Here is a 20,658-nt window from a genome sequence, read left to right on the forward strand (position 1 = left end):
CATGACTGCAGCATTCAACGCCATGCCTGGGGGCGCACTCTCGTCGTCCATGCCGATCACGCCGCGGGTGGCCAGTCAGCACACGCTGACCCCCGGACAGGTCGCGGCGATGTTCAACGTCAACCCCAAGACCGTGGCCCGCTGGGCCAGCTCCGGCCTGCTCGGCGCCATCCGTACCCCCGGTGGTCACCGACGGTTCCGCGAGGCCGACGTCGTGGCCCTGCTCAACCGCAAGACCGACTGAGCGTCCCAGCACCACTCGTCGAGCCCGCGGGCCGCACCCGGACAGCCCCCGGGTGCGGCCCGCGCTCGTCGTGACGGCCGGCGTCGGTCGCCCCGCGACCAGCGTCGACAGCCCGATTCGTCGGACTCCCGTAACGTGGACCTACTCATACGTTCGTGGAGGTTTCTCGTGGTTGTCGTCGTTGCCCTGGTCGTCGCGATAGGTGTCGCCTATCTCGTGTGGAAGGCGTTCGGGCCGGACACGACGACGCGTAGCGCACCGACGTCGTCGCGGCGCGGCCCCATCGGCCCCGACGACGACCCTGACTTCCTGCTCGATCTCGGCCACGATCGCCGCACCCCGCGCAGCCCTCGACGCGACACGAACGGCACCGATCCGACCGGCGACGACACGGCCACTCCCCCGACCCCCGATGCCGACGATCCGCGTCCCGGGACCGGTTCCTGAGCGATGTTCGGCTCGTAGTACCTGATGAACGACCACTAAAGGTAGAGTTCACCGAAGAAATAATTGCTAGGTGGACACATTGTTGTCCGCACGGTGAGTTCAATCTGCTGCGAAGGTGATCTGGTCGGTCATCTTCACTAGATCGGGGAGCACGAATGACCACGACGAGCGACGTTCACACAGCCCGGTCTTTTGCCGAGAGTCTCAATGAACTGTTCGACACCGTTCGCGATGAGAACGGAATTCCCTACACCGGGAAAAAGATCGCACTGAAGGCGAATCGACTCGGCTACACCCTGAGCGACGCCTACATCTCACAGCTGCGCACCGGTAAGGCGAAGACACCGTCTTTCCGCACGGTGGAAGCGATTTCGCGCGCCTTCGAGATCAGCGTGACCTACTTCCTGTCCGACCCGGACGAGGATCTCAAGCGGGTCGAGCAGCAGCGCGAATACGTCGCGATGGCCGCCGAGACCGGTGCTCACCTGGCTGCGTTCCGGCACGGCGAGCTGTCGGTGTCGACCATCGACACCATCATCGAATTGCTGAAGGTGGTTCGTCAGCAGAATCTCCGCGACGGAGAATAATTCGTTCGCTCGCACACACAATCACAGACAGGTGTGGCCCGGTCCGATGGACCGGGCCACACCTGTTTCGCTAGCAGCGCGAAATGATTTACAGCCCCGCGTAGGAATGGAGTCCCGACACCACCAGATTGATGATGAAGAGGTTGAACAGCATCGCCACGAAACCGGCGATGTTGATCCACGCCGCCGACGTGTTGCGCCAGCCCGCGGTCGCACGGGCGTGCAGGTAGGCCGCGTAGATGATCCAGGCGATGAACGAGACCGTCTCCTTGGGGTCCCAACCCCAGAAACGCCCCCAGGCCGCCTCGGCCCAGATGGCGCCGCAGATGACGCCCAGGCCGAACAGCGGGAACGCGAACACGACGGTCTTGTAGGCGAGGCGATCGAGCGCCTGCGCGCTCGGCAGCCGGTCGAGGATGCGCCCACCGATCCCGTTCCCCGCCTCGGGGTAGCGCAGCTTGATCAGGTACAGCGCGCTGGCGACGCCGGAGACCAGGAACACCCCGGATCCGACCGACACGATGGAGACGTGGATGGCGAGCCAGTAGGACTTCAGGGCGGGCACCACGGGTGCGGCCTGCGTGTAGAGCCACCGGCCCGCGATGAACATCAGCAGGGCGACCGGGACCAGCACGAACGACAGCAGCGGCCGGTTCTCGGGGCGGCGCAGCACCACGATGCCGGCGACGACACCCGCCGCGCACGACAGGCTGATGAACTCGTACATGTTGCCCCAGGGCATGCGGTCGGTCGCCAGACCCCGGATCACGATCGACCCGATGTGGGCCAGCGCGCCGACGATCACCACCGGGAACGCCATCTTCGCGATGCGCTCACCGAACGGGGTGCGGACCTGCGGACCGATCTTGCCCGGCATCCGGACGTCGGCCACGGGCCCCGGGGTGCGGACGTCGTTGCCGCCGCCCGCCTTGACCAGCACGTTCTCCTCGGCCACGGCCGGCGAGGCGGTCGCGGTGCGCGACGACGCGAGGGCGGCCAGGAACATGATCATCGCCAGCACGTACAGCGTGAGCGTGGTGCCGAAGAGGAGGTCGGAGTACCGGGACAGGTTCTCGTCGATGTTCACAGGTGTCACCTTTCGCCGGTGCGCGTGGAGCGTGCGCCGGGTGGGTCGATCTCGAGGAGTCTGCGGACGAGGTCACCGAAACCCTCGCCCCACCCGGCCTGATCGGTCCGGGCGAGACCCGCCATCTCTACTACTGTAAGTCGTTTGTCGGTCGCGGCGGAATCCAGGCGCGAGGAATCCGCGGGGGTGATCCGCGCCCACACCCGACGTCGCTTGATCAGCAGCGACACCAACAGCCCGACGAGCATGGCGATCGCCGAGATCAACACGTACTGCTGCGCGGGGTCGTGACTGACCTGCAACGACACCCACTGCTGGTAGCCGTCGAAGCGGACGGTGGTGCCGTCGTCGATGGTGCTCGACTGCCCGACCGCGAGATTGACCTGCGCCTTCTGCAGCAGCCGGCCCTGGTTGATGAGGTTCTGGTCGAGCGAGTAGACGTTCTGCGGGCGGCCGGTGTCGAGGCCGGTGTCGCCCTTGTAGATGCGGATCGCGACCTGCGGGTCACGCGCCTCGGGGAACGACGACGACAGCAGCGAGCCGGTCGCGCCGGTGAGCAGCGCGGTCGGTGCGAACAGGCCCTCCACGGCGATCTGGTTCTTGCGACGGACATCGGCGTTCGGGTACAGCCCGGCGGGGGTGTCGAAGCGCGCGGCACCCGACGACAGCAGCGTGACCGCCTCGTTCGGGGTGAACGGCACGGTCTGGGTGCGCTTCTCCCCGCCCGGGAAGGTGACGGTGAAGGTGGGCGCGTAGCCGTGGCCGAGGAGGTAGACGCGGTCGCCGGCGACACGCAGCGGGTCGTTGACCTTCAGGGTCGCCGACGTGGTGCGGTCGTTCTCGAGGTCGGAGCCGGCCTGGTAGTCGACGCGGGCGGAATACATGTCGGCCTGGCCGCTGGGCAGGTACTTGGCGGTGAAGTCGTCGACCTGCACGCAGAACGGCGCGAGGTCGGTGCCGTCGACGAGGTTGCCGCCGCGGAACGAGTCGTAGACCGCGGTCGAGGTGTTGCACAGGCCCTGCTGGCCGTCGGCGACGAGGATGCGGGTGCCCTCGTAGCCCCACATCTTCCCGGCGGCGATCGACACCAACAGCGCGAGCAGCGCGAAGTGGAACACCAGGTTGCCGAACTCGCGCAGGTAGCCCTTCTCGGCAGAGATCTCGATGATCTCGATCTGCTCGCCGTCGGGCCCGGTGACACTGCGGGTGGTCTGGGTGCGTCGCCAGCCGCGCAGGTTGCCCATCACGCGGTCGGCGATCTCGGAAGGCGCACCGTCGACCTCGTGGCGGTCGTGGCGGGGCAGGCGGGTGAAGTTGCGGGGCGCGGCGACCGGCGTCGCGCGCAGGGCCTTGCCGTGCTCGATGAGGCGCGGGGTGAGGCAACCGACCAGCGAGATGAACAGCAGCACGTAGATCGCGGTGAACCAGACGCTGGAGAACACCTCGAAGAACTGCAGTCGGTCGAGGATCCGGGCCGGCAACCCGTGGTCGTCGATGTAGGCCTCGGTCTTCTGCGAGTTCAACGAACGCTGCGGCAGCAGCGCACCGGGGACCGCGGCGAGCGCCAGCAGGAACAGCAACGCCAGCGCGGTGCGCATCGACGTCAGCGACCGCCACAGGTTGCGGGCGGGCCATAGGAGGCGTCGTTTCCACACCGGCGGCGGTGACGAGGCGGCGGGGGTCGCGTCGCGGACGATGGTGTCGGTCATATCGGTAACTCCGTGTTGGTGACGAACGCGTCGCGCACCCAGGTGACGAACGAGTCCCACACACCGGTGACGAGTGCGATGCCGACCGCGATGAGCAGCACGCCGCCGACGATCTGGATGGTGCGGGCGTGGCGACGCATGAAGCCCACGGCGCGCAGTGCGCTGGCCGACCCGAACGCGAGGATGACGAACGGCAGGCCGAGTCCGAGGCAGTACGCGATGATCAGCGTGACCCCGCGGACGGCCGTGGAACCCTCTGTGCCGCTGGCGGTCGCGATGACCGCGGCCAACGTCGGACCCAGGCACGGTGTCCAGCCGAGTGCGAACACCGCACCCAGCAGCGGTGCTCCGACGAGGTTCGACACCAGCCGCGGATGGAATCGGGCGTCGCGCTGCAACATCGGGACGAGACCGATGAACACCAGGCCCATCGCGATGGTCACGACACCGCCGATGCGTTGCAGCACATCGCGATTGAGCACGAACGCCGACGTGATGCCGAAGACGGTGGCGGTGGCGAGCACGAACACGACGGTGAACCCGAGCACGAACAGCAGTGCGGCACCGGCCACCCGGGCCCGACCGGTCGTCTTCGGTTCGCCCGCGCGCACCGGCGGTGCCTCGGCGCCGACGAGCCCGGCGAGATACGACAGGTAGCCCGGCACCAGCGGCACCACGCACGGCGAGGCGAACGACACCAGTCCGGCGAGCGCGCAGGCGCCGAGCGCCAGGAGGATCGGGCCGGTGCTGACGGTGGAGGCGAAGGTCTCGCCGATACCCGAGGCCAGCACCACGCTGCTCACGACGGCACCGTCGCCGTCGACGGCGCGGTCGACGCCCGGGGACCGTCGTACGGCTCGGCGGCCAGGCGGCGGACCAGCGGTTCGAGTTCCTCGGCGGAGATCGTCCGCAGGAACACCGCGGCCGCGCGGTGGTAGCGGTCGAGGACGACGGTGGTCGGGACGACCGAGGTCGGCGTGGTCAGGCGGACCAGCGTGCGGCCGGGGTAGTCGAAGATCGAGGGGTAGCTGATCTTGTTGTTGGCGATGTAGTCCTGCGCGTCGGTCTGGTTGTCGCGGAAGTTGATGCCGAGGAACGCGACGCCGAGGCCGCGGGTCCGTTCGAAGGTCTGCTCGAGGTCACCGACCTCGGCGCGACACGGCGCGCACCACTGTCCCCACACGTTGACGACCACGACGTCGCCGGTGAAATCAGACAGCGCGAGCGGGCTGTTGTCGACGACGTTCTCGCCGCGCAGATCGGCGACGCGTTTACGCGCCGAAGGCGGGTCGTAGGTGATCGAGGTCTGACCGTTCGGCGACACGAACTCGAAGGTGTCGCCCTGGGCGACGGCGTCGTCACCGGTACCGCAGCCGGCGAGGACCACCACCAGCGCCACGATGGCCACGAGCACCGCGCCTGTCTTCACAGCTGGGGTCACGCCCCCGTGGCGAGTGGGTCGGACGCGCCGGCCGGCTCGGAGTACACGATGTCGACGAGGGCGTCGCCGTCGTAGAGGAGGCTGGTCAACGAGGCCAGCGAGCACTGGCGGCGCCGCGGGTCGTGCCACAGGCGCTGGCCCTCGAGGAACCGGCGCAGCGTGTAGACGGGCAGCTGGTGGCTGACGCAGACGGCCTCGTGACCGCGGGCGGCGTCGCGGGCCTTGGTGGCGACGGCCAGCATGCGGTGCGCGAGCTGGATGTAGGGCTCACCCCACGACGGCGTGAACGGGTCGCGCATCTTCGGCCAGTGCCGAGGGCGGCGCAGGGCGCCGTCACCGATCGACACCTTCAGTCCCTCGAAGACGTTCTCGGCCTCGATGAGGCCCTCGTCGGTGATGATCGACAGCCCGTGGCGCGCGGCGATGGGGGTGGCGGTCTCCTGCGCGCGCTGCAATGGCGAGGCGAAGACGGCGGTGATGTCGTGGTCGGCGAGCTCGTCGGCGACGCGACCCGCCTGTCGGGTGCCGGTGGTCGACAACCCGAAATGCGGCAGACGGCCGTAGAGGATGCCGTCGGGGTTGTGCACCTCGCCGTGTCGCATCATGTGCACGATGGTGCGCTGCATCAGTGGAGCTCCTCGCCGGACGTGGCCGCGGCAGCCGCGGCGGCCGCCGCAGGCATCGCGTCGGCCAGGACACCGAAAGCATCCTCGTCGAGCGCTGCCGACACAAACCACGCCTCGAACGCGCTGGGCGGCGGGTACACCCCGCGTGCCAGCAGTGCGTGGAAGAACGGCGCAAACCGCCAGGTCTCGCTGCTCTTGACTGCGGCGTAGTCGGTGATCGCCACCTCAGGTATGGAGGTGAAGAACACACTGACCATGTTGGCCGCGTACTGCACGCGGTGACCGACACCCGCGGCGTCCAGCGCACCGGTGATGAGGTCGCCGAGGCGGTGGGAGTTGGCGTCGAGTGCGGCATACACGGCGGCGTCGGCGGTGCGCAGCGTGGCCAGTCCGGCGGCCACGGCGACGGGGTTCCCCGACAGGGTGCCCGCCTGGTACACCGGCCCGGCCGGCGCCAGATATCCCATGATGTCGGCGCGACCGCCGAACGCGGCCGCGGGCAGGCCGCCGCTCATCACCTTGCCGAAGGTGTAGAGGTCGCCGGCGACACCGTCGATGCCGAACCAGCCCGACGGACTCACCCGGAATCCGGTCATCACCTCGTCGACGATGAGCAGTGCACCGTTGCGCGCGGTCAGCTCTTTGAGTCCGGCGTTGAACCCGGGCGCCGGCGCGATGGCACCCATGTTCCCGGCGGCGGCCTCGGTGATCACGCAGGCGATGGTGTCGGGGTTCTCGGCGAACGCCGCCTCGACCGCGGCGAGGTCGTTGTAGGGCACGACGATGGTGTCGGCGGCCTGGGCGCCGGTGACGCCGGGTGAGGTCGGCAGGCCGAGCGTCGCGACGCCGGAGCCCGCGTCGGCGAGCAGCGCGTCGACGTGGCCGTGATAGCAGCCTGCGAACTTGATGATCTTGGTGCGGCCGGTGAAGCCGCGGGCCAGCCGGACCGCCGACATCGTGGCCTCGGTACCGGAGTTGACCAGTCGCACCCGTTCGACGGGGGCGACGCGTCCGATGATCTCCTCGGCGAGTTCGATCTCGGCCTCGGTCGGGGCACCGAACGACAGGCCGGTGGTCGCGGCGCGCTGCACGGCCTCGACCACGGTCGGGTGGGCGTGGCCCAGGATCATCGGACCCCACGAGCTGATGAGGTCGATGTAGGTGGTGCCGTCGGCGTCGGTCATGCGGCAGCCCTGCGCGGAGGTGATGAACCGCGGTGTACCACCGACCGAGGAGAAGGCACGCACCGGCGAGTTCACCCCACCCGGGATGACACCACTGGCCCGCGCGAACAACTCGGCCGAACGCGCGGTCGGGGCCGGCGAGCCGTCGGTGGTGGGTGCTGCGGACGAGGAGGAGGGCGGGGTCACCTCCCCAGTGTTCCAAACTTTTCTCCCCCGCCGCCGTGAGGCCGGTCTCCGCCCCGGCGAGGACACCCACTCGGCGGTGTCGGCGGAACATGCGATTGCGACACGCGCCGACGTGCACGTTCTTGCGCGACCGGTCGCCGACAACGATGATCAACAGTGGTTCGGGAGACCGGCTAGAGACAGGCGTGACCTGCGATGACCTACGACCACCGGCGCGCCGAGCGCGCCCTCGCGTCTCCGGTCGTGCCCGTGTTCCAGCCCATCGTCGACCTCCCCACCTCCACGATCGTCGGGTACGAGGCGCTGTCGCGCTGGCCCGCCGAACCCGACGTCTCCCCTCTCGAGGTCTTCGACCATGCGCGCAGCTCCGGGCGCATCGCCGAACTCGACTGGGCCTGCCGCCGGGCCGCGGTCGTCACGTCGCTGCGCGAGGGTCTCGTGCGCCCGCTCAGCGTCTTCATCAACGTGGAGCCCACGGCGCTGGGGACGTCACCGACGTGGCATTTCCCCGGGGACCGGTTCCGGGAGATCACCAGCAACGACCTGCAGATCATCATCGAGCTGACCGAGCGCGACGTCCTCGCGAACCCGGCCGCGGTGATGGCCACCATCGACTGGGCCCGCGAACGCGACTGCGGCATCGCCCTCGACGACGTGGGCCCCAACCCGGAATCGTTGGCGCTGCTGCCGCTGATCCTCCCCGACGTGGTGAAGCTCGACCGACGGATCATCACCGATCCGACCGCGCCCGGTTCCGATGACACCATCTCGTTCGTCATCGACTACGCCGCCGAGACGGGCGCCCGCATCCTCGCCGAGGGCATCGAGGACGAGGGCGACATCGCCGTGGCGCGCGCCGTCGGCGCCACCCTCGGCCAGGGGTTCCTGCTCGGACGACCCGGCATCCCGCCGGCCGACGCACCTCTCGCCGACGAACGACGCATGATCCGGCCGTTCACGGCCGGTCCGCCGCCCCTGCAGGCGCCGGTCGACATCCTCGACCGGCTGCCGACCCAGGTCATCGACTACACGACGATCATGCGGGTCTTCGACACCGTCACGTCGCTCGGTGATCAGTTGATCACCCCGGGGTGCATGGTCGTGGCGGTGCAGAACGCCGACGCCTTCCAGGCCCGGTTCGGGCACCAGTACGCCGAGTTCGCGCGCAAACACACCCTCGTCGGGGTCGTGGGGGCCGGTGAGTTCGACGTGCCCGGGGTGCGCGGACCGATCGGCCCGAACGTCGGCTTCCCGCGCCAATTCGCGTTGGCGATCCTGACCCAGAACTACGCCGCGACCATCGTCGCCCGCGATCTCGGCGACAGCGGCCCCCTCGCACAGCGTCGGTACGCCTGGTACTACACCCACGACCGGTCGGCGGTTCGCGACGTCGCGCGGTGCATCACCTCGCGCCTCGCCCCGCGATCGTCGCCCACCCCCGTCGCGGCCGCCCCGCAGGCCTGAGCCGGGTCAGTAGTAGACGGGACCGGGCACCCCGCCGCCGGCAGCGATCGCGTCACCGGTGATCGCGATGCTGCGGGGCGAGGCGAGGAACGTGACGACGTCGGCCACCTCCGATGCGTCGACCACGCGCCTGATCGAGTTGGTCGCGAGCCCCTCCTCGAGGCTTTCCACCGAGACTTGTTCTCGCGCGGCCTGTTCGGTGAGGCGGTCGACAAGCCGCTCGGTCCGTGTGAGCCCCGGGTGCACCACCGTGACGTTGATCCCCTGCGGCCCGAGTTCGTCGGCGAGGTTCTTGGTGAGCGCCGACACGCTGACGTTGCGGACCGTGTGTGCGATCGACGTCGCCTGTCGCGCACCGAGTCCGCTGATGTTGATGATGCGACCCCACCCCTGCTCGACCATGTGCGGTGTCACCGCCCGCGCGGTCCGCAGATAGCCGAGCACCTTGATCTCGATCTCGGCGCGCACCACGTCGTCGGTGATGGCGTCGAACTCGGTCGGCTTCCCCGCGCTCCACGGGGTCGCTGCGCTGTTGACGAGGATGTCGACTCCACCGAGTTGGGCGACGGCCTGTTCGACGAGGCGGTCCACCGATTCCTGGTCGGCGGTGTCGACGGCGATCGCGAGGACGCGTCCATCGGTGTCGCGGCCGATCTCCCCCGCGGCGGCCTCCAGACGCTGCGGTTCGCGTGCCGCCACGACCACGTTCGCCCCCTCGGCGGCGAGGCCGCGCGCGATGGCCTTGCCGATGCCACTGCTCCCGCCGGTGACGATGGCGCGCTTCCTGCTCAGCTGGAGATCCATGGGTCTCACACTATGGAGTTGTCAAAGTTCGTACCGCACCAGCGGTGAGGTGGTGCGTTGGTTCTAGGACGCCGTTATGCCGCGATCGGTTCCACCTCTGTCAATGTTCTTCTGTTGTATGCGGGTAACGAGGTTCGTTTCGGGTCGATGGCCGCCGGCGGGATGAGCCAGGGGTGTCGGTCGTGGCCCATGATGATGTCCCAGCCTGCGGTGTGGACGGCGGTGTGGCACGACCGGCAGAGCAGGCATCCGTTGTCGACGATCGATGTCCCACCGTCGGCGTAGTGGGTGATGTGGTGGACGTCGCACCATGAGGCTGGTGCTCCGCATTTGATGCAGCCTTGGTCGCGGGTGAGGACCACTTTGCGTGCGTGACCGGTGAAGAGGCGTGTGTCGGCGGCGACGGAGACGGGTGCGCCGTTGAGGTCGACCCCGACACCGAGGAGCTTCGCGTCGCAGCGCAGCAGTTTCGCCGTGAGGTCGCTGATGGGTCCGAGCCAGGTGAGATGCGAGGGTTCGGATCGGTCGAGGGGGACGGTGACGACGATTTCGGTGGATGGCGGCCCGGAGAGGGCGTCGGGCGACAGTCCGCGGGTGGCGAGTTCGAGTAGCTGCCCGAAGGCGTCGGCTCGGCGTCGCGCAGCGGACCGTTCGTCGGGGGTTCCGTCGGGCCGGGGTCGCGGTTTCGATGCCTTGTCGAGGGCGGTGATGAGGCGTTCGCCGGTCGCGACGTCGAGATCGAATGCGCCGTGGAGTCGCCCGTCGTCACCTTGGTGGTAGCCCACCTCGTTGAGCGCGGGGTCTTCGGCGACAGGGATCGCTGCTGGTTCGGCCGGGGTGTGTGTGATCGCCGCGGTGCGGGCAGCGTCGACGATCTCCGCCGGTGATGCACCTGACAAGGCATGCGAGATCAGCCGGTGTTCGAGACCGGTGATCAGATCTGATTCGAGAGTTTCCCCGGTGCGTCGTGCGACGTGGTCGATCCCGCGGGCGACGGCGTCGAGATGTTCGGCTGACATGCCACCGTCGCGGGAGTGCCGAGCCAGCGCCTGCAGGACTTCGGTGGCGCGCCCGAGGCGGATCAGACGAGACGCGACGGCCGGCGCGACACCGTTGTCGACCAACAGTTCTCGGAGCGTCATGCCGCACCGTTTGGCGACGCCGACGCGCTCGGCCTGCGACGTCAATCGCGCCAGCACCCCGTCGACCACCGCCCGGAGAGCGACGGCGCCACGGATGGCGGCCACGATCTCGGAGTCGACGTCGGCGACAACTGTTCTCTGTGTGCCGAGTTGGTCGACCAGTCGGTCGGCGTACTCGATGTTTGATCCCCCGGTCATGCCTTCACCGTACACACCGTGCGAATGCGAGCGCAAGGACAAATACCACGAATCATGTTGATGCACATGCTAATTGCGCGTGGGCGACGCCCCCGAGCTCCAGGCTACCGGATGACTCCGACAGGAATGGGCACGAGCACAGCGACCATCCACGGGCTGTGCAGTCGAAGTGCCCATTCGATACGAACAACTGCACGATCGACGGAGATACGTGCACGATCGGCGCTCAGGGCCGCTGCGCGGGCGGGCGGTCGCCGCTGAGGAGGATGAGCAGGAGCTCGGCACGGGTGCGGGCGTCGGCGAGATCGATGCCGAGAAGCCCTTCGATCCGGGACACCCTCTGCCGCAATGTATGTCGGTGCACACCGATGGCCGCGGCCGCCGACTCCCAGTGGCCGTTGGCCTCGAGGTAGCGGCGCAGCGTGGTCACCAGGTCGGCACCGCCGGCGGCACGTATCTCGAGCAGTGGTCGCAACCGGATGTCGTGGAGTCCGCGCAGCCCGTCCTGGACACCGTCGATGGCGAGCACCGATCGCGTCGTCACCAGGTCGACCACCTCGCCGTCGACGGCGGCACGTGCGGCCTGGCGTGCCTGCCCGGTCGATGCGGCGATGTCGCACAGGCCGACTGGATCACCGAGACCGGCCCGCATCCGTAGGCCCGAGGCGAGCGACTGTGCGGTCGCGGTGTCGTCGTCGCCCCGCAGGAGCACCACCACCTCCCGACCGTCGTGCATGCAGAACACCGGACGCCACCTCTGCTCGAGCGCCGACGCGAGATGACCCACCGCGTCGGCGGCCACCGCGGCCGAACGGAACTCGAACACCACCACCCGGACGAGACCGTCGTCGTCGGCGGCGCGGACGAGCATGGTCTCGGCGGTCGTGGGAAGGGTGTCGCCGCGGACCGCGAACCCGAGGACGTCGGCGTGCAACTGCGCCCGTTCGGTGGCCACGTCTCCGGCGCCGTTGTGCTGCAGCGTGATCAACGACGACGCGTGGCCGACCAGGACGCGCTGCAGATCGCCGAGCGGCCGGTCGCCGATCACCGCGAGATGCCCGACCACCGCACCGCCGGAGCTGATGCGCTGCACGGTGATGGTGTGGTCATCGGTGATGGTCACCCCGGCCGCCGACATCGCGCCCGAACGCCAGTGGTCGGGTCCGATGGCCCGGCGCACGTGCGTCATCGCGGCGGGGTCCGCCGCGCGCGGGCGACTGCACACGACACGGCCGTCGCGATCGATCACCACCACGGTGTGGTCGAGCGCGGCGGCAAGCTCACCGGCGAGAGCGGGGACACCACCGGCGATGACGGCCCGCGTCATCGCCGGTTGGCTGCGGGCCGCGCGGGTGAACTGCGCGTAGCGATCGTCGGCGACGCGGTCGAGCAGGGTGCGCGCGATCGCGGAGAACGGGATGGGCAGGGGCACCTCGAAGACCGGCAGCCCGAGGTCGGTACCGATGTCGACGAGGTCGTCGGGCACGGTGTCGTAACCCAACCCGGTCCCGAACCCGATCGCCGCGACGCCGGCGTCGGCGAGGCTCGTGAGGTAGCGCTCGCGGCCGTCGCGATCGTCGGGCAACCGCATTCCCGTGGTCAGCAGCAGCTCCCCTCCCGACAGCCAGTCGGCGGCGTCGACGAGTTCCGACGTCAGGGCGCAGTCGATGGGCCTGTCGAGTCCGAGGCCTCCCGTGCACGACCGGAGGTCGAGAGCGCGTTGATCGAGGAGCCAACCGACTGTCGTCGCCATCGGTTCACCCCCTCGAAGTGCGCGGATACGGCGACGCTACTCCGTTTCGTCCACCCGGGAGCGTGTTGTGTGGACAGACTGTCAGGGGCACCCCGCCACCCACACGGGAAACACTGATCGACAAGCCACCCATCGTCTTCCAGGAGGCCGCCACCCGCATGACCACACCGACCGTGCTGAAGAACTGGATCAACGGGGAGTTCGTCGACGCGACGGGCACCGACGTCATCGACGTGGTGAACCCGATCGACGAGTCGGTCGTGGCCCGGTCCCCCATCTCGAGCGCGGCCGATGTCGATGTGGCGATGGCGGCGGCGAAGGCGGCCTTCGTCTCGTGGGGCAGCACGACACCCTCGACCCGCCAGAAGGCACTGCTGCGGTTGGCCGACGCGATCGAGGCCAACTCCGATCGGATCGTCGCCGCCCAGGCGCGCAACACCGGACAGCCCGCGCAGCAGATCGCCGACGAGGAGGTCACCGTCGGCGCCGATCAGATCCGGTTCTTCGCCGGCGCCGCCCGCATGCTGGAGGGCAAGTCGGCGGGGCAATACATGGAGGGCTTCACCTCGCACGTGCGTCGCGAGCCGGTCGGTGTGGTCGGACAGGTGACGCCCTGGAACTACCCGCTGATGATGGCGCTGTGGAAGATCGGACCCGCGCTCGCGGCGGGCAACACGATCGTGCTCAAGCCCAGCGACACCACGCCGGAGAGCACGTTGGTGCTCGCCGAGATCAGCAAGGGCATCCTCCCCGACGGCGTCCTCAACATCGTGCTGGGCAACGGCGAGACCGGTGCCGCTGTGGTGAGCCATCCGACGCCGGCCATGGTCGCCATCACCGGCTCGGTCCGCGCCGGGATCGCCGTGGCGGTCGCCGCGGCCCAGAACCTCAAGCGCGCCCACCTCGAACTCGGCGGCAAGGCACCGGCGGTGGTGTTCGCCGACGCCGATCTCGAGAAGTCCGTCGCGCCCATCGCCGACGCCGCATTCTTCAACGCCGGCCAGGACTGCACCGCCGTGACCCGCATCCTGGTGCACGAATCCGTCCACGACGCCTTCGTCGACTCACTCGTCGCCTACACCGCCGGCGTCACCGTGCCGCCGCTGAACAACATCAACCACTTCACGAAGGTCACCTCGATCCTCGACTCCGTCCCGCCCCACGCCACCGTCGCCATCGGCGGGAAGCGCAAGGGTGACAAGGGATTCTTCGTCGAGCCGACCGTGATCACCGGTGTGCACCAGGACGACAAGCTGGTGCAGGAGGAGACCTTCGGCCCGGTGGTGACGGTGCAGTCGTTCACCGACGAAGCCGAGGCGATCGCACTCGCCAACGGCGTCGACTACGGCCTCGCCTCGAGCGTGTGGACCACCGACCACGCCACCGTGAACCGCATGTCGGCCGCCCTCGACTTCGGGTGCGTGTGGATCAACTGCCACATCCCGCTGGTCGCCGAGATGCCCCACGGGGGCTTCAAGAACTCCGGCTACGGCAAAGACCTCTCCGGTTACGGGGTGGAGGACTACACGCGCGTCAAACATGTGATGAGCTCGGTCGACTAGGACCGCCACGAACCCCGCCTGCGCGGTCGTAACCCGGCCGCGCAGGCGTGTTTTCCCTCCCACCCCCAGGAGTCACCACTCGTGATCGCCCATCCCCTCGATCCGCTCGACACCGACGAATTCCGCTCGGTGACCGACGTGCTCGCCGAAGCACACGACGTCGGTCCGGGGTGGCGGTACTGCTCGATCGAGATGGCCGAGCCGAGCAAGGCCGAGCTCACCGCATTCGAGGCGCACGGCACGGTGCCTGCCCGACGCGCCCTGGTCACCCTGCTCGAATCCGCACGCAACGCCACCTACAAGGCGGTGGTGTCGCTGACCGACTCGGCCGTGGAATCGTTCGACCACATCCCCGGCGTTCAGGCCAATTTCACCGTCGACGAGTTCGAGGAATGCGACCGGGTGCTGCGCGCGCATCCCGATGTGATCGCCGCCCTCGCGCGTCGTGGGATCACCGATCTCGACCTCGTGTTCATGGACACGTGGACCTACGGCGCGGCGGTGATGCCGCCGGAGTGGGCCGACCGCCGACTCGGATGGTCGGACACCTGGTTGCGGTCGGAGCCCGGCGCGAACCCGTACGCGCACCCAGTGTCGGGGCTGCACTGCGTGATCGACGTGAACACGATGGAACTGTTGCGCATCGAGGACTCGTTCGACGGACCCGACGGCGCGATCGACCCGCCGGAGGTGATGGGCGAGTACGTGCCGTCGCTGATCCCCGAGCGCGTGCGGGCGCAGTCGCGGCGAGAACCGTTGAAGCCGTTGGAGATCACCCAGCCCGAGGGGCCGTCGTTCACTCTCGACGGCAATCTGCTGCGGTGGCAGAACTGGTCGCTGCGGGTGGGTTTCAACCACCGCGAGGGCATGACGCTGCACACCGTCACCTACCGGGACGGCGATCGCGAGAGGTCGGTCGCACACCGGATGTCGTTCGCGGAGATGATGGTTCCCTATCGCGACCACTGTGACGACCACTACCGACGCACCGCCTTCGACATCGGCGAGTGGGGGCTCGGCTTCATGACGACGTCGCTGGAACTGGGGTGCGACTGCCTCGGCGAGATCCGGTATCTCGATGCGACACTGCACAACAGCGCCGGCGAGCCGTACACGATCACCAACGCCATATGCATCCACGAGGAAGACGACGCGGTGCTGTGGAAGCACGTGGATCATGACGCGGGCGCCGAGGTGCGTCGGATGCGCCGGCTCACCGTCAGCTTCCACGTGACCGTCGCGAACTACGAGTACCTCGTCTACTGGCGGTTCCATCAGGACGGCAACATCCAGTGCGAGGTACGCGCCACCGGCATCATGGTGACCACGCCGATCGCCTCCGGAGCCGATCACCCGCACGGCACCCTCGTCGACGAGCGCACGTACGCCCCGTTCCACCAACACTTCCTGGTGGCCCGTCTCGACCTCGACGTCGACGGCACCGACAACACCGTGGTGATGAGTGAGACCGAGGCCGAACCGATGGGTCCGGACAACCCGTACGGGCTGTCGCTGGTGCAGCGCAACACGCCGCTGCGCACCGAGTCGCAGGGACGGCAGGACATGAACTGGGCCTCGCAGCGGGCGTGGAAGGTGGTCAACACCAACACGGTCAACGGCCTCGGCACCCACCCGTCCTACAAATTGGTGCCGGGAGACGCGATCCCACCGATGTTCGCGCCGGAATCACCGATCTTCCAGCGGGCCACCGTCATCGGCCACACCCTGTGGGTCACCCCCAACAGTGCCGAGGAACGATGGCCGGCCGGGGAATTCGTCAACCAGTCGTCGGGCGACACCGGCCTCGGCGAGTGGACGAAGGCCGACCGCTCCATCGACAACACCGACGTCGTGCTCTGGTACGTGTTCGGCGTCCACCACATCACCCGTCCGGAGGACTGGCCGGTGATGCCCGCCGACACGGTCTCGTTCTGGCTCAAACCCTTCGGGTTCTTCGACCGCAACCCGGCGCTGGACGTAGAGGCCTCGCCGCACGCCTGTCACTGAACGGCCTGACCTCCTACGGCAACTCAGTCCATCCGCGGACGCAGTGCGGCGAAGGCCGCGTCGAACAACGTCGGCAGGGAATCGGCCCCGTCGGTGGCGACCCAGGCCCTCACGGCGGCCAGGTACGCGCCCATGCCCGCCGCCGCGATGACCGCGGCCTGCAGGTGGGTGGCGGACGCCTGCCGCGCGTGCACGACGTCGGCCAGGCTGGCCCGCCACCGGTCGACACGGTCGAGGTAGCGCGCGCGCAGCGACGGCGAGTCGTCGATGAGACGCAGCATCGCGACCGCACGGACGGGGTCGTCGTCGGCCCACCGCGTCATCGGGGTCATGCTGTGCCGTAACGCGGTCCAGATGTCCTCGCCGGCCGGCCTGGCCACGAAGTGTGCGCATCCCTCGACGGCGAACGTCGAGAACAGCGACACGACGACATCTTCCTTGCCCTTGTAGTAGCGGAAGAAACTGCGCCGAGACAGTCCGGCGGCCTCGCAGATCTGGTCGACGGTCGTCTCGTCGAAACCGTGGGCGACGAACAGCGCGACCGCGGTCTCGGAGACCTCGGACAGCACGCGATCCCTGATCCGCTGCTGCAACGGTTCTGCAGAGGAAGGAACACCGGTCATCCGACCACCCTAGCCAGCGACGACACCCGATGCTACGTTGGCACTCGAACTCAGTGTGGCACTCAGTGCCACCATGGCATCGGAGGGTGGACATGCGGGCAGTGCTCTGTACCGGAACGAACAGCTCGGAGGATCTCACGGTCGCCGAGGTCGCCGACCCGACGCCGGGGGCAGGTCAGGTGATCGTGGCCGTCCGGGCGGCGTCGGTCGATTTCGTCGACACGCTGATCATCAGCGGGCGTTATCAGGTTCCCGTGCCCCGACCGTTCGTCCCGGGGAACAACCTGGCCGGTGTCGTCGTCGAGGTGGGCCCCGACTGCACCCGGTTCGCGGTCGGCGATCGCGTGCACGGCATGGCGTTCGTCGGAGCGTTCGCCGAGAAGGTCGCCGTCGCCGAACGGCAGCTTCGTCCGACTCCCGACGGCCTGGACCCCGCCGCGGCATGTCTGACCGGTGCGCCATGGCGCACCGCCTACGACTCGATCGTGTCGAGAGGGGAACTGCGTCCCGGGGAGGACCTCGTCGTACTGGGCGCGTCGGGCGCGGTGGGCAGCGCCGCAGTACTGATCGGAAAGGCGCTGGGCGCCCGCGTCATCGCGTGTGCATCGACCCAGGAAAAGCTCGACTTCTGTGGAACTCTCGGCGCGGACGCGGGCGTCCTCTACTCCGCACCGGGCTTCAAGGAGGCGTTGAAGGCGGCCTGCCCCGGCGGGGCCGACGTCGTGCTCGACATGGTGGGCGGCGAATACTCCGAACCCGCACTGCGCGCGACCGGTTACGGCGGACGCTTCGTCGTCGTCGGATTCGCCGCCGGCGCGCCGGCGCGGGTACCGCTGAACCTGCCACTGCTCAAGGGATCACGCGTCATCGGTTACGAGATCGCGGACTTCGAGAGCCGCGAGCCCGAGGAGGCCGCGCGCAACCGCGACGCCCTCGAGACAATGCTCGCCGCAGGCACATTCATCCCGCCGATCACCGGCCGGATGTCACTGGACACCGCGATCGAGGCCATCCGACTCGTCGGAGGTCGCGACAAACTCGGCGCGACGATCCTGGAGATGTCGTGACCGACTCGACCCCCGACATCCGGTCCGTCATCGACACGCGTCGGTCCGACCGCATCCCCGACGACGCCGCGGACACGCTGGCGCATCTGCTGGCCGTACGCGTCAGCTGTCGCGCGTTCCACCCCGAGCCGGTTCCGCGGGCAACGATCACCGACATACTCACCACTGCGCAGCTCACCGCGTCGTGGTGCAACAGCCAGTCCTGGCAGCTGGCGATCACCAGTGGCGCAGGCACCGAACGGCTGCGGGCGGCGTTGAACGCGGCCGCGACGAGTGGCGAGGCGCAGACGCCCGACTTCGAGTTCCCGCGTGAGTACCGCGGCGTACATCGAGACCGTCGCCGCGCGAGCGGCTTCGCGCTGTACGAGTCGCTCGGCATCGAGCGCGATGACCACGCCGGCCGCCTGCGGCAGACGATGCAGAACCTGAACTTCTTCGGCGCGCCGCATGTGGCGATCGTCCACGTCGACGAGGCGCTGGGCCCCTACGGCGCGGTCGACTGCGGCGGCTTCGTCAGCAACGTCCTCCTCGCCGCCACCGCGCACGGAGTGGGCAGCGTGGCGCAGGCCGCGCTGGCGATGTACCCGGACACCCTGCGTGCGGAGCTGGGTCTCGGTGACGACCGACGGATCGTGTGCGGCATCTCGTTCGGCTATCCCGACGTCGATCATCCGTCCAACGGGTACCGGACCACGCGGGCGCCGATCGAGGAGGTCGTCGACTGGGTGACCGACTGACCCGGTCCGGTTGGGTCAGGGCGTGACGATCACCTTGAGGGCCTCGCGGTCGGCCATCTGTTGGTAGCCGGTCGGGACGTCGTCGAGACCCATGCTCACGTCGAAGACCTTGCCCGGCTCGACCTTTCCGTCGAGCACATCGGGCATGAGCTCCTCGATGTAGGCGCGAGCAGGCGCGACGCCGCCGGTGAGCGTGATGTTGTTCATGAAGAACTGACTGCCCGCGGTCACCTTGCTGTACTGCGGGACGCCGACACGGCTGACCGTGCCACCGGAGCGGACCGCGCCCAACGCCATCTCCATCGCCGCTTCGTGTCCGACGCACTCGAGCACCTTGCGGGTGCCGTCGCCGCCGGTGAGCTCGCGGACCATCTCGATACCCTCGTCGCCGCGCTCGGCGACCACATCGGTGGCACCGAACTCACGTCCGAGGTCGGTGCGCGCGGTGTGGCGACCCATCAGGATGATCTGCTCGGCGCCGAGGCGTTTGGCCGCGAGCACCGCCGACAGCCCGACCGCACCGTCGCCGATGACGGTGACGGTGTCACCCTCGGCGACACCGGCGGTGACCGCACAGTGGTGGCCGGTGGAGAACACATCGGACAACGTCAGCAGCGACGGCAGCAGTGCGGAGTCCTCGGCGACCGGCAGCTTCACCAGGGTGCCCTGGGCCTGCGGCACGCGAACCGCCTCGCCCTGGCCGCCGTCGACACCATTCATGCCCCAGCCACCTCCGTGGCGACAGGAGGTCTGCAGGCCCTCGGCGCAGAAGTCACAGGTGTTGTCGGCCCACACGAACGGCGCGACGACGAGATCGCCGCGCTTGAGATCCCCGACCTCGGAGCCCACGTCCTCGATGACGCCGAGGAACTCGTGACCGATGCGGGCGCCCTCGTCCGACGGCTCCTTCGACCCGTAGGGCCACAGGTCGCTGCCGCAGATGCAGGAACGGACGACGCGGACCACGGCGTCCGTCGGATCCTTCAGTTGCGGATCGGGGACGTTCTCGATCCGGATGTCGCCCTTGCCGTAGATGAGAGTTGCCTTCATGGTGATCCTCCGAACAGCACGGGTGAGCCGTGCGCGATGCGTGTGAGGGCTGGGGTCTTCGCCGACAGCCGCTCTGACCAGTCTACGGAAGACGCGGGGGTCGCTACTGTGATCATGTGCCCCGCCCGAGTACACCGCTGCTGTCGGTCGACCTCATCGTCGACACCGCGCTGCGATCGGTCGACTCGACCGGCGACTTCACGATGCCCGGTGTCGCTGCGGCACTGGGAGTTCGACCGTCGTCGCTGTACAACCACATCGGTGGCCGCGGCGAGATCATCGAACTGCTGCGCGACCGCGCCATGGCCTCGGTGCAGATCGACACGGCCGTCGACAAGGGATGGGCCGACACCGTGGCCGCCATCGCACGGTCGTATCGCGACGCCTACGCCGCCCACCCGCGCCTCATCCCTCTGCTGACCACCCACACTGTGCGCAGCCGCGCCGCGCTCGCCATGTACGAGGCGCTGGCTCGCGCCTTCGACGCCGCCGGCCTGACCGCCACACAGACTCTCGACGCGATCACCGTGCTCGACGCGTTCGTCCTCGGTTCGGCGCTCGATCTCGCTGCCCCGCAGCAAGTGTGGGCACACGACGACGTGACCGAACCCGCGTTCGCGCGCGCACTCGACCACGTCGACACCCCGGACCGCGCCCACCGCGCCTTCGAATCCGGCCTCGCCGCACTGATTGTCGGCTGGGGTACCTGACAAACGAACGAGAACGCCCCATATGTTCGT

Annotated in this window: 20 protein-coding genes; 9 read left to right on the forward strand and 11 right to left on the reverse strand. The window is 68.6% G+C overall.

From position 1 onward, the window contains the following. Position 1 precedes the first annotated feature (1 nt). The 3 genes from ASG12_RS19000 (at position 2) to ASG12_RS19010 (ending at position 1,278) form a co-directional block, all read left to right on the forward strand. Positions 2-244 (forward strand): BldC family transcriptional regulator, encoded by a 243-nt coding sequence (locus tag ASG12_RS19000; RefSeq protein ID WP_055793089.1) that lies wholly within the window; start codon positions 2-4, stop codon positions 242-244. Positions 245-412: 168 nt separating this feature from the next. Then, on the forward strand, positions 413-691 hold the full coding sequence (locus ASG12_RS19005) for a hypothetical protein (RefSeq protein WP_055793092.1): 279 nt from the start codon (positions 413-415) through the stop codon (positions 689-691). Positions 692-846: 155 nt separating this feature from the next. Continuing rightward, on the forward strand, positions 847-1,278 hold the full coding sequence (locus tag ASG12_RS19010; RefSeq protein ID WP_045823913.1) for a helix-turn-helix domain-containing protein: 432 nt from the start codon (positions 847-849) through the stop codon (positions 1,276-1,278). 88 nt (positions 1,279-1,366) lie between these two features. Here ASG12_RS19010 and ccsB read toward each other — a convergent pair whose 3' ends face one another. From ccsB to hemL, 6 genes are read right to left on the reverse strand one after another with little or no spacing between them, the layout of a single operon-like run. Further along, entirely contained in the window at positions 1,367-2,365 is a 999-nt protein-coding gene (gene ccsB, locus ASG12_RS19015) for a c-type cytochrome biogenesis protein CcsB (protein WP_055793857.1), read from the reverse strand. Positions 2,366-2,370: 5 nt separating this feature from the next. Further along, positions 2,371-4,074, reverse strand: coding sequence for a cytochrome c biogenesis protein ResB (gene resB, locus ASG12_RS19020; RefSeq protein ID WP_055793095.1), 1,704 nt, complete (start codon positions 4,072-4,074; stop codon positions 2,371-2,373). After that, positions 4,071-4,877, reverse strand: a complete 807-nt coding sequence (locus tag ASG12_RS19025) for a cytochrome c biogenesis CcdA family protein (protein ID WP_055793097.1) — start codon at positions 4,875-4,877, stop codon at positions 4,071-4,073. The genes resB and ASG12_RS19025 overlap by 4 nt, the downstream gene beginning before the upstream one ends. Further along, complete coding sequence (locus ASG12_RS19030) at positions 4,874-5,515, reverse strand: TlpA family protein disulfide reductase (protein WP_235457587.1); 642 nt, start codon at positions 5,513-5,515, stop codon at positions 4,874-4,876. The genes ASG12_RS19025 and ASG12_RS19030 overlap by 4 nt, the downstream gene beginning before the upstream one ends. Beyond that, entirely contained in the window at positions 5,512-6,141 is a 630-nt protein-coding gene (locus ASG12_RS19035) for a histidine phosphatase family protein (protein WP_045823918.1), read from the reverse strand. The genes ASG12_RS19030 and ASG12_RS19035 overlap by 4 nt, the downstream gene beginning before the upstream one ends. Then, positions 6,141-7,511 (reverse strand): glutamate-1-semialdehyde 2,1-aminomutase, encoded by a 1,371-nt coding sequence (gene hemL, locus ASG12_RS19040; protein ID WP_082502162.1) that lies wholly within the window; start codon positions 7,509-7,511, stop codon positions 6,141-6,143. Before hemL ends, ASG12_RS19035 begins: the two co-directional genes overlap by 1 nt. Positions 7,512-7,706: 195 nt before the next feature. On the opposite strand from hemL, the gene ASG12_RS19045 reads away from it, so the two are divergent. Further along, positions 7,707-8,975, forward strand: coding sequence for an EAL domain-containing protein (locus tag ASG12_RS19045; protein WP_055793102.1), 1,269 nt, complete (start codon positions 7,707-7,709; stop codon positions 8,973-8,975). Positions 8,976-8,981: 6 nt separating this feature from the next. Here the strand turns inward: ASG12_RS19045 and ASG12_RS19050 are convergent, their stop codons facing one another. The 3 genes from ASG12_RS19050 to ASG12_RS19060 form a co-directional block, all read right to left on the reverse strand. Continuing rightward, entirely contained in the window at positions 8,982-9,779 is a 798-nt protein-coding gene (locus ASG12_RS19050) for an SDR family NAD(P)-dependent oxidoreductase (protein ID WP_055793105.1), read from the reverse strand. A gap of 74 nt (positions 9,780-9,853) precedes the next feature. Continuing rightward, positions 9,854-11,119, reverse strand: a complete 1,266-nt coding sequence (locus ASG12_RS19055) for an HNH endonuclease signature motif containing protein (RefSeq protein ID WP_156378190.1) — start codon at positions 11,117-11,119, stop codon at positions 9,854-9,856. Positions 11,120-11,345: 226 nt separating this feature from the next. Then, the gene (locus ASG12_RS19060) at positions 11,346-12,872 is read right to left on the reverse strand and encodes a PucR family transcriptional regulator (protein WP_055793111.1); all 1,527 of its coding nucleotides are present in this window, start codon (positions 12,870-12,872) and stop codon (positions 11,346-11,348) included. Positions 12,873-13,030: 158 nt separating this feature from the next. Between ASG12_RS19060 and ASG12_RS19065 the strand changes: the two genes are divergently transcribed. Next, positions 13,031-14,434, forward strand: a complete 1,404-nt coding sequence (locus tag ASG12_RS19065) for an aminobutyraldehyde dehydrogenase (protein ID WP_055793114.1) — start codon at positions 13,031-13,033, stop codon at positions 14,432-14,434. Positions 14,435-14,518: 84 nt separating this feature from the next. After that, the gene (locus ASG12_RS19070; RefSeq protein WP_055793861.1) at positions 14,519-16,441 is read left to right on the forward strand and encodes a primary-amine oxidase; all 1,923 of its coding nucleotides are present in this window, start codon (positions 14,519-14,521) and stop codon (positions 16,439-16,441) included. A 23-nt stretch (positions 16,442-16,464) separates the two neighbouring features. On the opposite strand, the gene ASG12_RS19075 is transcribed toward ASG12_RS19070, so the two are convergent. Then, positions 16,465-17,064, reverse strand: coding sequence for an acyl-CoA-like ligand-binding transcription factor (locus ASG12_RS19075; protein ID WP_055793116.1), 600 nt, complete (start codon positions 17,062-17,064; stop codon positions 16,465-16,467). Between the two features lie 92 nt (positions 17,065-17,156). Between ASG12_RS19075 and ASG12_RS19080 the strand changes: the two genes are divergently transcribed. Next, positions 17,157-18,131, forward strand: coding sequence for an NADPH:quinone oxidoreductase family protein (locus tag ASG12_RS19080; RefSeq protein ID WP_055793863.1), 975 nt, complete (start codon positions 17,157-17,159; stop codon positions 18,129-18,131). Continuing rightward, positions 18,128-18,868: a nitroreductase gene (locus tag ASG12_RS19085; protein WP_235457589.1), complete on the forward strand. Its 741-nt coding sequence runs from the start codon at positions 18,128-18,130 to the stop codon at positions 18,866-18,868. The genes ASG12_RS19080 and ASG12_RS19085 overlap by 4 nt, the downstream gene beginning before the upstream one ends. A gap of 15 nt (positions 18,869-18,883) precedes the next feature. Here ASG12_RS19085 and ASG12_RS19090 read toward each other — a convergent pair whose 3' ends face one another. Continuing rightward, positions 18,884-19,918, reverse strand: coding sequence for a zinc-dependent alcohol dehydrogenase family protein (locus ASG12_RS19090; RefSeq protein WP_055793118.1), 1,035 nt, complete (start codon positions 19,916-19,918; stop codon positions 18,884-18,886). Positions 19,919-20,034: 116 nt separating this feature from the next. On the opposite strand from ASG12_RS19090, the gene ASG12_RS19095 reads away from it, so the two are divergent. Then, on the forward strand, positions 20,035-20,628 hold the full coding sequence (locus ASG12_RS19095) for a TetR/AcrR family transcriptional regulator C-terminal domain-containing protein (RefSeq protein ID WP_055793120.1): 594 nt from the start codon (positions 20,035-20,037) through the stop codon (positions 20,626-20,628). Positions 20,629-20,658 lie beyond the last annotated feature (30 nt).

It is taken from the genome of Williamsia sp. Leaf354, assembly GCF_001424365.1.
GTDB lineage: Bacteria > Actinomycetota > Actinomycetes > Mycobacteriales > Mycobacteriaceae > Williamsia_A.

What these genes read in the sequence shown, in the direction of transcription:
- ASG12_RS19080 (WP_055793863.1), top strand. Translation starts at nt 17,157, where the DNA reads ATGCGGGCAGTGCTCTGTACCGGAACGAACAGCTCGGAGGATCTCACG.
- ASG12_RS19090 (WP_055793118.1), bottom strand. Translation starts at nt 19,918, where the DNA reads ATGAAGGCAACTCTCATCTACGGCAAGGGCGACATCCGGATCGAGAAC.
- ASG12_RS19075 (WP_055793116.1), bottom strand. Translation starts at nt 17,064, where the DNA reads ATGACCGGTGTTCCTTCCTCTGCAGAACCGTTGCAGCAGCGGATCAGG.
- resB (WP_055793095.1), bottom strand. Translation starts at nt 4,074, where the DNA reads ATGACCGACACCATCGTCCGCGACGCGACCCCCGCCGCCTCGTCACCG.
- ASG12_RS19060 (WP_055793111.1), bottom strand. Translation starts at nt 12,872, where the DNA reads ATGGCGACGACAGTCGGTTGGCTCCTCGATCAACGCGCTCTCGACCTC.
- ASG12_RS19045 (WP_055793102.1), top strand. Translation starts at nt 7,707, where the DNA reads ATGACCTACGACCACCGGCGCGCCGAGCGCGCCCTCGCGTCTCCGGTC.
- ASG12_RS19035 (WP_045823918.1), bottom strand. Translation starts at nt 6,141, where the DNA reads ATGCAGCGCACCATCGTGCACATGATGCGACACGGCGAGGTGCACAAC.
- ASG12_RS19055 (WP_156378190.1), bottom strand. Translation starts at nt 11,119, where the DNA reads ATGACCGGGGGATCAAACATCGAGTACGCCGACCGACTGGTCGACCAA.
- ASG12_RS19065 (WP_055793114.1), top strand. Translation starts at nt 13,031, where the DNA reads ATGACCACACCGACCGTGCTGAAGAACTGGATCAACGGGGAGTTCGTC.
- ASG12_RS19010 (WP_045823913.1), top strand. Translation starts at nt 847, where the DNA reads ATGACCACGACGAGCGACGTTCACACAGCCCGGTCTTTTGCCGAGAGT.
- ASG12_RS19000 (WP_055793089.1), top strand. Translation starts at nt 2, where the DNA reads ATGACTGCAGCATTCAACGCCATGCCTGGGGGCGCACTCTCGTCGTCC.
- ASG12_RS19050 (WP_055793105.1), bottom strand. Translation starts at nt 9,779, where the DNA reads ATGGATCTCCAGCTGAGCAGGAAGCGCGCCATCGTCACCGGCGGGAGC.